This window comes from Gordonia otitidis NBRC 100426, from assembly GCF_000248075.1.
Classification (GTDB): Bacteria; Actinomycetota; Actinomycetes; order Mycobacteriales; family Mycobacteriaceae; genus Gordonia; species Gordonia otitidis.
In genome coordinates this window covers 1-10,037 of record NZ_BAFB01000006.1, presented here as the reverse complement: position 1 = coordinate 10,037, position 10,037 = coordinate 1, and the positions used below count along the sequence as shown (strand labels likewise).

The 10,037-nt window shown below is 65.7% G+C and carries 7 protein-coding genes; 3 read left to right on the top strand and 4 right to left on the bottom strand.

Going from position 1 to position 10,037, the window contains the following annotated elements; translation table 11 throughout:
* Positions 1 to 1,136 (bottom strand): SGNH/GDSL hydrolase family protein (locus GOOTI_RS01130; protein WP_007236708.1); only part of this gene is annotated, 1,136 nt, incomplete at its 3' end.
* 115 nt (positions 1,137 to 1,251) lie between these two features.
* Between GOOTI_RS01130 and GOOTI_RS01125 the strand changes: the two genes are divergently transcribed.
* Positions 1,252 to 2,628, top strand: a complete 1,377-nt coding sequence (locus GOOTI_RS01125) for an NAD-dependent succinate-semialdehyde dehydrogenase (protein WP_039993052.1) — start codon at positions 1,252 to 1,254, stop codon at positions 2,626 to 2,628.
* A gap of 65 nt (positions 2,629 to 2,693) precedes the next feature.
* On the opposite strand, the gene GOOTI_RS01120 is transcribed toward GOOTI_RS01125, so the two are convergent.
* On the bottom strand, positions 2,694 to 4,172 hold the full coding sequence (locus GOOTI_RS01120; protein ID WP_233425391.1) for a hypothetical protein: 1,479 nt from the start codon (positions 4,170 to 4,172) through the stop codon (positions 2,694 to 2,696).
* 545 nt (positions 4,173 to 4,717) lie between these two features.
* Here GOOTI_RS01120 and GOOTI_RS01115 point away from each other — a divergent pair.
* Both GOOTI_RS01115 and GOOTI_RS01110 read left to right on the top strand, forming a co-directional pair.
* On the top strand, positions 4,718 to 6,292 hold the full coding sequence (locus GOOTI_RS01115; protein WP_007236704.1) for a DUF7782 domain-containing protein: 1,575 nt from the start codon (positions 4,718 to 4,720) through the stop codon (positions 6,290 to 6,292).
* A 161-nt stretch (positions 6,293 to 6,453) separates the two neighbouring features.
* Positions 6,454 to 7,602, top strand: a complete 1,149-nt coding sequence (locus GOOTI_RS01110) for a phosphatase PAP2 family protein (RefSeq protein WP_007236703.1) — start codon at positions 6,454 to 6,456, stop codon at positions 7,600 to 7,602.
* 6 nt (positions 7,603 to 7,608) lie between these two features.
* On the opposite strand, the gene GOOTI_RS01105 is transcribed toward GOOTI_RS01110, so the two are convergent.
* Both GOOTI_RS01105 and opgC read right to left on the bottom strand, forming a co-directional pair.
* On the bottom strand, positions 7,609 to 8,805 hold the full coding sequence (locus tag GOOTI_RS01105) for a trans-sulfuration enzyme family protein (protein WP_007236702.1): 1,197 nt from the start codon (positions 8,803 to 8,805) through the stop codon (positions 7,609 to 7,611).
* Positions 8,802 to 9,965, bottom strand: coding sequence for an OpgC domain-containing protein (gene opgC / locus GOOTI_RS01100; protein WP_051997826.1), 1,164 nt, complete (start codon positions 9,963 to 9,965; stop codon positions 8,802 to 8,804). The genes GOOTI_RS01105 and opgC overlap by 4 nt, the downstream gene beginning before the upstream one ends.
* Positions 9,966 to 10,037: the final 72 nt, after the last annotated feature.

Sequence of the window (10,037 nt, the reverse complement as noted above, 5' to 3'; positions counted from 1 at the left end):
CCGGGACGTGCGACCGTGTGTGGTTCGGCGAGGTCGATCAGGCGGTCGTCGACGCGCAGGAGGAGCCTCAGCATTCCGTCCGGCGCGACGCTGCACCGAATCGCGTCGGGTGCTGTGGCGGTCTGCAGTGATTGTCGTCGTACATCGAGGAACCATTGCCGTGGCTCGCCGGTGGGGAATTCTGCCAGGCGCGCGGTGAGTTCGTAGTCCGGCACCGACATCTCGATTCCCACAACACCTCGTCGCGTCCCGGTGTTGCGCAGCGCGCCGTCGGCCACCACATACTCTCCGGGTTCGCCCGACCAGATGATTGATCCGCCGCCCAACGCTGAGTCCGACGGTGCGCCCACCACCTCGCCGCAGCCGGAGAAGGTGTCGGAGCACCACACTGGCCGGCGTCCATCGGCGCGAGTCGGTGCGGGCACCGGAATGCGCAGCGCCGCGGTGATCGTCGACGCCAACAGGTCGTGTCCCGCCACTGTCATGTGGACTGCGTCGGAGGCGATCAGGTGCAGCGAATCCGCCTCGGGCAGGCCCGCCGCGCTGAACGGTTCCGATCCGTCGATCAGCAGCACTGAGTCGGGAGCGTCCGAGGCGATGGCGCACAACCGGTCTCGATAATCGGTCCACGAGATCGTTCCGTCGGCGGTATCCATGCGGTGGTAGGAGTGCACCAGAACGTGCACCGTCGCTGGCGATGCGTCAGCGAAGTACGTGAGATTGGCGCGAATGTTGCGCTCGTAGACCGCTGGATCGACGCCATCGGACAAATCGTTGGAACCGACCATGTGCGTCATGAGGATCGGCCGCAACGTCGCGATCGCCGAACGACTGGTGTCATCGAGGTAGTTCGCCGACGTCGTACCCGAGACGCCGGCATTGACCACCACGACGCCGGGCACATCGGGCGACATCAGTGACGAACCGGCGAGGGTGACCCGACCTTGCGACGGTCGGCCGTCCAGACGCGGATACGCTGCCTGCACCGTTCGGGCCCACCGGTCTACCCAACTGTGCGACTGGTCGTCGAGGCCGTGGCCGGAGGTCGTCGACGATCCGGCGGTGACGATCACTGCTCGGCGCGAGCCTGCGGTGGCGAGCGCGGCGTGAATCCTGCCGAGGACGTGTGCGGACACCCGGCACACGTTACTCGTGGTGAACACGGGTTCGGTGTGGCCGCAGCGTGTTGCGATCGGATCAAGATGGACATTTCGGGCACAGCTGGTGTGGTCGCGTCCGTAGCGTCGGGATATGAGCAGTTATGTGACCACAAACCCCGCGACCGGCGTCACCGAACGCGAATTCCCGACCCTTCCCGACGACCAACTCGACGCGCTCGCGAAGCGATCGCTCGACGCGTACACACAATGGCGGGACACCTCACCGGCGGCGCGCGCCGAGATGCTTTCGCGCACTGCGGATCTCTACGAAAAGCGTGCTGACGAGTTGGCTGCGGCGATCACCACCGAGATGGGTAAGGTGACCAAACAGGCTGTCGGCGAGGTGCAATTGGCCGCCAGCATCTATCGCTGGTACGCCGACCACGGGCCCGACCTTCTCGCGGACGAGGAGATCGACCCCCAGGGCGCAGCCGAATCACTCATCCAACGCCGCCCCATCGGACCGCTGGTCGGAGTGATGCCCTGGAACTACCCCTACTACCAGGTGGCACGCTTCGTCGCCCCGAACCTGATGCTGGGCAACACCATCATCCTCAAGCACGCCTCGATCTGTGCGGCGTCGTCGGCGCTGATGGCGGACGTCCTGCACGAGGCTGGCGTGGGTGAGGACGTCTACATCAACGCGTACATCAACAGCGACCAGGTTGCGAAGCTGTTGGAGAACAAAGCTATTCGCGGTGTATCGCTGACCGGTAGTGAGGCGGCGGGTGCCGCGGTAGGCGCAGAGGCTGCCAAGAACCTCAAGAAGTCGGTGCTAGAACTCGGTGGGTCCGACCCCTTCGTCGTACTCGATACCGACGACATGGCCCGCACGGTCAAGGTCGCCTCACGGGCGCGTCTGTCCAACACGGGTCAGGCCTGTAACTCGCCCAAGAGGTTCATCGTGCTCGACGAGTTCTACGACGACTTCGTGGCCGGTCTCGTCGACGCCTTCAAGTCTGCGAAGGTCGGAGATCCGACCGACCCGGCGACACAGGTCGGGCCGCTGTCTTCGGAGAGCGCGCGAGACACCGTCGCCGAGCAGATCGACAAGGCCGTACAACAGGGCGCGACACTGCACACCGGCGGCACACCGATCGGCGACAGCGGCGCCTACCTCGAGCCCGCAGTTCTGACCGACATCACTCCCGAGGCCGACGCCTACTCGGAGGAGATCTTCGGTCCGGTGGCGATGGTCTACAAGGCCAGCTCGATCGACGATGCGGTCCGAGTGGCCAACGACGTCCAATTCGGGCTCAGCGGATCGGTGTGGAGTACCGACATCGAGAAGGCGCAGCAGGTCGCCGACCGACTCGACGTCGGCATGGCCTACATCAACGAGCACGGCACCACGCTGCCCGGATTGCCCTTCGGCGGGGTCAAGCGGTCCGGCTACGGACGTGAGCTCGGCCGGTGGGGGATGGGCGAATTCGTCAATACCCGGCTGCGCCGAACGTCCGAGAAGTAGCGCCCAATCCGGTTGCGATCGTTCTCGTAGATCGAGACCGGCCGCAACCGGAACTGCGATCGAGGTCAGCCGACCGCTGGAATGGTGAACGGCAGACCCGGCACCGGAGTGATCGCAGGCTTCTTCGAGGGAGTTGTCGACGGTGCTGCCGCGCGACGACGATCCTCACCGGCGGACGTCGACGGCGACGTCGTGGCGGCGCTGGGCTTCACCGACTTCTCCGCGTCGGTCTTCTCGGTGTCGGTCGTCTCGGCGCGGGCACTGTCCTTGGCATCGCGCAACTTCTTGTTCTGCTCGGCGCCCAGGCCGGTGCCCGTGGTGTCGTCCTCACGCAGGCACATCGAACGGATCACGTTGTGGTAGTTGACGAGTCCGTAGGTGATGGCCGCAGATCCCGCCGCGTTGAGTAGACGGACGGGGGTGAGTGGTAGGCCTTCGGGAAGTACCTGGCCCTCCACCAAACCACCGGCAGTCGCGAACAGGTGGAGTGACAGGTACAGCGAGTAGTACGCGGCGGTCATCCCCTTGGTCACGGTCAGGTCTGAGAGGGGCACCGTTTCGGCGAGGTTGTCGCCCTGGCCGATGTTGTGCCCTAGACCCAGGGCGATGTCCAGCGGTGCGCCGCCGAGGTACGGAATGACGGTCCCGATGTAGGACGCGATCGACTCCGCCGTGTTGAAGTCGGCGGGATCGGCCGGAATCACATTGTGCGGGATCGGGGTCGAGCGCATGGTTCCGAGGATGCGCGCGGTCTCGGCGCGGATGTTCCGCTTCTGCGCTTTGGTGGTGACCATCGTCTGCGCGTAGTCCGACGTACGAGTGACGATGCGCGACAACGGAAGCGATCCGACCGGTGCGCAGCTCTTGTTGTCGGCGAGCGCCAGTTGATCGGCGATGTCCTGCACGATCGCCGGGATCGGGATGTTGTAACGGACCGTCTCGCTGGGGCGCCCGGCGTCGTCCTTCTGCTCACGGGTCACCCGCGCGACGCACTGGTTGATCATCGAATTGGCGATGGCCTGGTAGGTGTACTGGGCGCCGAGAGCGCTCGCGGAGACGCCTATCTGCAGCAGGCTCTTCCAGGTGATGAAGCCAGAGAGTGCTGACAGTTGTGTGTCGTCGAATGGGCTTCCCGGAACAGGCGCGATCTGCGACAGCACCTTTGCCGGTGCCACGACGGTGGTGAACAGATACAGCCAGGCGGTCTCGACCGCCTGCATGAGCGTGATGCGGCTGACCGGGATGGCGTCGTTCTGCTTGCCATCGCGGATCTTGAGGAGCTGCACGACGATCCACTGCGAGATGGGGGTGCGGTACTTCAGTGATGGGTCGTCGGTGTCGGCGCCGAGCGCGAGCGGGCTGTCGGAGACGGCCAGCGTCGAGACGTTCATCTGGTCCATGTCGCGGTGCGCCTGTGCGCGGGCAGCCAACGCATTCTGCTTCAACTGCGGCGGAAGCGACGGCAGGATGGACTCGAACAGGGAGTCGTAGACGACTGACAGCGTCGTGAATTCTGCGCTGACGCAGGTGGTTTCCTTACCCAAGTTCTCCTTGGGGTGGCCAGCAGTGACCGCTTCGATTCAGCGATGCGGTTGAGACGCTCGTCGTAGGTCTCGGCCGGCTTCGGCGTCGGCTTGGCCTTCTTCTGTGCAACGGAGGTGGCAACCTGCTGCTGGTGCGCGGCCTGGGTGGCCACGACTGCTGCCGTGCCGTTGCCGGTCGCGCCCGCAGCGAACACCGAACAGAGTGTGGTGGCCGCGATGACGCGGACGAGCCACGTCACCCCGCTCCGCGACCGCACTGCTGTCTCCGAATGGTCCTGACCCCCGCCTCGCACCATGAAGCTCTCTCTTCTCATGTACTCAACCGAAATGCCGCTGCCAATAGCTCGCTCATCGTGTCGGAAACGCACAGGCGTCACCGACTTCGGGTGAGGTTAGCATAACCTTAATGAGTCTCTCAGGTCACTATCAGGTCTCGAGAGACACACGGAAGCGTAGGGCAATCGGTGCGGTCAGTACAGATCGTTGTGTGAGAACAGTCGAGTGCACTGCGTCACCTCTTTGTCGACGCCGGTCCTAGGATCGAGATGGACCGGCTCACCGGCTGGGAACCAGGCTGGCGTCGACAGGAGCGTGATCGCATTTCCGTACCCGAGCATCATCAACCGCTTACCGATACGGCCGTGCTCGACTCGCTGGCTACGGATCTGCGAGCAGCGCACTATGACTCCGAGGGTGTGTCCGACCTTCTCGGTGACGATGCGAACGCTGCACTCGGCAGGGGAGTGTGGTGGCCGGCGCTTCGGGCCACGTCCGCAGCACCACCCGCACGCCGTCCACTGGCCACGCTGATCCGGCTGTTCCTGCTCGGTTCCGACGAGCCGCGCGTTGCGGTCGCCGAGGCGTTCGCGTCGACGCCGATCGACGTGTTGATCAGCAACGGCGTCCTCGAGCGCGTCGACGACGAGCGGGTCCGCGCCATCCTCGACATCCGGCCGCATGCCGACGATGTCCGCGACTACCTCGTGGTCTCCGACCAGGATGCCGCCATGCGTTCGGGTCCGGTCACCCACGATCACGTGCTCGGCATCGGCGGTGCGTCGATCTCTCTGGCGCGCGCCATCATTCGTGATCCGGTCGGTTCGGCGCTCGATCTCGGCACAGGCTGTGGAATACAAGCGCTACACCTGGACACCCACGCCGACAGCATCGTGGCGACCGACACCAACCCCCGGGCGCTGGCGTTGGCTGCGGCGACCGCACGCCTCAACGGCATGTCCTGGGATCTGCGCGAGGGCAGCCTGTTCGAGCCCGTCGGCGACGAGCGCTTCGACCTGATCGTCTCCAACCCGCCCTTCGTCGTCGGTGCGGGATCGCAGGATTACGAGTATCGCGACTCCGGAATGGAAGGGGATGCTCTGTGCGCCCGACTGATTCGGGAAGTACCCGCACATCTGGCTCCCGGCGGCACCGCGCAGTTGCTCGCCAACTGGATCGTCCACGAGGGCGCGGACTGGCGAGAACGCGTCGGTTCCTGGATTGCGGAGACCGGCCTCGACGGCTGGGTCGTGCAGCGCGAACTCGCCGATCCCGTCGACTACGTCTCGCTGTGGTTGTCCGACGCGGGCGAAGAGCCCGACCAGGTGGCGGAGCGAGGCGCGGACTGGCTCGACTGGTTCGAGCGAGAGCGTATCGCGGGAATCGGCATGGGGGTCATCACACTTCGCGATCGCAGCGGCAGAAGCGGCGCGCCCGATGTCGTGCTGGAGGAGATCACCGGTGCCGGTGAGGAGGTCACCGGAGCCGAGGCAAAGGCGTTCCTCGATCGCCGCGAGTACTTGCGTGAGACGACGGACGACGCTTTGCTCGCCGCACGACTCAAGATCGCCCCGGTGTTCCTCGACGCGCAGTCGCTACCCGGTGACGACGGCTGGCAGGAGATCGGTGCGACCGTCCGACGCCCGGGCGGTCCGGGCGCGGTACTCGGCGTCGACGAGGTCTCGCGGGCACTGCTCGCGGGCTGCCGGGGTCAGGTACCCCTCGGCGCACTCATCGAACTCCTCGCAGGATTCCACGACGTGGACGCCGAAGCGCTTGCGCAGGTGGCGCTGCCGGTCGTACGCGAGGCGATCGGTCGAGGAATTCTCTACGAGGTCCGCTGACGCCTCGACGGTAGACCGACCGGATTGTCCGATCCTGACTCGTTGGGACAGTGCTGGTCATCTGACGTTCACCGGATCGTCGACGCCGCGTTGCCCCGGGCTGGTCAGCTGAGTGGGTTCAGCACGCCCCACTCCGGGGCGTCTCGTCGGGGAGGGCCACGATGCGCGCACTGAGTAGCCGTCGGATACTGACCGCAGCCGTCGTCCCGGTCATCGCGGCGGTAGGGCTACTGGTCCCGAGTACGGCGTCGGCCGCCCCGACAGCGTGCGCGTTCACGCCGACAACGGTCTCGACGGCGGGTGGTTTCTCCGCGGGCGACAGGGCGGCTCCCTTCAGCACGCCGAAGCCCTCGGATCACATCGCGACGCTCGATGCATTCAGCTCGCTCTCGCCGGCGATCAAACAGCAGAATCTCCTGGAAACCATCGCGGTGAACAATACTGCGAGCCAGAAGGTTTCGAGTTATGCCGTCGACGACAACTATGCGATCGAGGGGCCTGCGATCTTCAACGCGCTCGGCTCCAGGTTGTCTCCCGCCTTCTTTGACGCGCTCAAGGCGGGACAGCTGCCGAAGACCAGCGAACTGCTCCTCGGCGAGAAGGCCTTGGTCGGCGAACGCGTGGGAACGTCACAAGAGAAGAAGTACTTCGACTACAAGCGGCCCTTCGAGGTCGCACCCACGTTCATCCGCCACTACGGCGACGGTCGCCCAGACCTCTACGAGTCTGTGCGCGGCAGCGGTTCGTATCCGTCGGGGCACACCACCTGGGGCTACGCACAGGCGTTCCTCATTGCGACGATGCTGCCCGAGGTCGGACCCCAGGTTCTCGCGCGCGGCGCCGAATACGGCTACCACCGCATCGTCCTCGGCGTGCACTATCCGCTCGACGTGATCGGTGGGCGGATGCTCGCGGAGAACATCGCGTCCGAGGTCATCGCCGACCCCAAGTTCGCGTCGCTGCTGGCTCAGGCGCGCACCGAGTTGCGGACCGTGCTCGCGGCCCGGGTCGGGGCACCGATCGGCCGCATCGTGGGGTGCCAGCAGCCGTACGTGTCGACCGGCGAGGCACTTCGCAGCTACCGTCAGCGCGCCACCTATTCCTTCCTGCCGACGGGCCCCGGAGCACCCGTTCAGGTTCCGGCAGGTGCGGAGAACCTGATCCGTGCCGCGCATCCGGGGTGGTCGACGCAACAACTGCGAGACCTGTTGGCGCGCACAGCTCTTCCCGGCGGCTACCCGCTCGACAAGACAGGATCCAGCGGCGGCTGGCAGCGACTCGACATCGCCAGGGCATGGCTGACGCGCTGACGGCGTTCAGCTGAACGCCGCGTCGAGTGCCTGTCGTAGGTCTGCAACGAGGTCGTCGGCATCCTCGAGTCCCACCGAGAAGCGCAGATGGCCCCACCGCTTGAAGGGTTCGGGATAGGCAGCGACACGCGGTCCGTCGGTGCCGACGTGCACGATCAGTGACTCGTCGTGGCCGAGGGACACCGCAGACGTGATGATGGCAAGGTGCGACACGAAGCTGTTCTGTGTGGCCGGGTCACCGTCGACCGCGAACGCCATCATGCCGCCGAATCCGCGACCGTCGAATTGTCGTGCGGCGAGGTCGTGTTGGGGGTGCGAGATCAGGCCGGGATAGGCGATGAACGCGATACGCGGGTCGTCGTGGAGCATGTGCGCGACCGTCATGGCCGACGCCTGGTGCTGGGCGAGGCGAAGCGGCAGTGTGATCGACCCCCGGGCGATGAGCCACGCGTTGAACGGCGACATCACCCCGCCGACGTCGACCATGGCCTCACCCTTGATCCGTGCGATGAGGTCGCGGCGTCCGATCACCGCACCGCCCATCGCGTCGCCGTGGCCGTTGATGTACTTGGTGAGCGAGTGCACGACGAGGTCGGCTCCGTCGCGGATGGGTCGGTACAGCGGCGGCGGGGTGAACGTCGAATCGACCATGAGGAGCGCGTCGGCGTCGTGTGCGATGTCGGCGAGCGCTGCGATGTCGGCGACCTTGGTGGTCGGGTTCGCGATCGCCTCGGTCACGAGCAGGCGTGTGGTCGGGCGTATCGCTGCCGAGACCGACTCGAGGTCGGTGATGTCGACGAAGGTCGCCTCGAGCCCGTACTTACGGGGCAGCAACTCCGACCACAGTTTCCATGTCGCCTCGTAGGTGGTGTCGGACACGATGACGTGGTCGCCAGTGCGCAGCAGACTGAAGAAGACGGCGTGCAGTGCCGCGACACCCGACGCCAGTGCGACGGCGTCCTCACCCTCGTCGAGAGCGGCCAACTTCGTCTGTAGCGCAAGCTGATTGGCGCCGGAGTTGCGGGTGTAGAGCAGTTGGTCGGTGCCCGACCAGTCGACGGTCTCCGGCTCGGCAGGCAGATGGTACGAATTGGCCATCGTGATGGGCGTCCGTATGGCCGCGCCGGTGTCGTCGTTTCCGCTGTGTACGGCGCGCGTCATCTCTCCGATGCGTGCGTCTGAGCGAGGTTCCTGCGGGCTCATTTCGGTACACCTCCGGGGACCAGGTCGCGTTCAGGGTTGGTCGTTGCCGGCGAGCCGGGTGCGTCACCAGGTTCGAACGCTGCGCGGTAGGCGATCGCCGGTATCCGATGGAGCTTGTCGACGCCAACAACGCGCCGGAACTCCGCCCACGCCCAGCACGCACCGAACACAAGCAGCGTCGCCGCGATCGCTGTGGTCTCGTCCCACGGTCGATGAGCGATGTGGATGGGCACGACGATCAGCGCGATCGCCTGGATGACGTACGAGTCGAGACTGCGGGCTCCGGTCATCACCAGCGGACGCAACCAGTCGTGGTGCCAGACCCGCAGCAGTGCGCGGAAGATGCCGTAAAGCGCCGGTACTACGACCCACGCACCTAGTGCGCGAGCAGGGGCGAAGGACACCTTGTCGGCGAAATGTGCCTCGAATTCGGCCCAGGGGCCTGTGTCGATGGCGTAGTGGAAGACCACCCACACGCAGGCGGCAACCGCCACGAGCGCGACCAGATATCTGTCGATGAATCGAGCTCCACGCCATCGACGCCAGTTCCATCCGACGACCAGAGCCGGGACGAACATGATCTGCCACGCGGCCCAGTTCTCGGTGCGCGGTGACGCCATCGACTGTGTGAGGAAGAACCAGTCAGGTGAGTGGATCTGCGAGAACACGTACAACACCACCGACGCGCCGAGCACGACGGGCCACCACCCGCGCGCCAGCAGAGGGAACACGACATACGCCGACGCCATCAGGACCATGTACAGCAACAGGATGTTGCCGCCGCTCGGCAGGTAGTCCATGGTCAACGCCAAGCGGATGCCGTCGGTCCACCCGTCGATCGGGAGGAGCAGCGTCAGCCAGCGGTGGCCGGCCATGGCGGCGGCGACGGCTACCAGCGCGATCGCAAGTTGGCAGACGTACAGCACGACGATCCGCTTCGTGAGCCGTCGGTAGGCGAACCACATCCCGTATCGGTCGATCCACCGCTGATACACCAGTCCCAGGACGAAGCCCGACAACAGGACGAACGCCGACATCCCGTCGACGTAGGGGAATGCGTGCGTGGGCTCGGCGATGCGCGTCCCGAGCGCGAAGTGGGCGGTGATCATCGACCAGATGGCGACGCCGCGCGTGGCGTCGATGGCGAGATCACGAGTCATGGTCACCCGAGCGTAGAAGACCGCACCCCGCGTGGCCGTGCAGGGCCGCGCGGGGTGCGGTGTGAGTCTCCT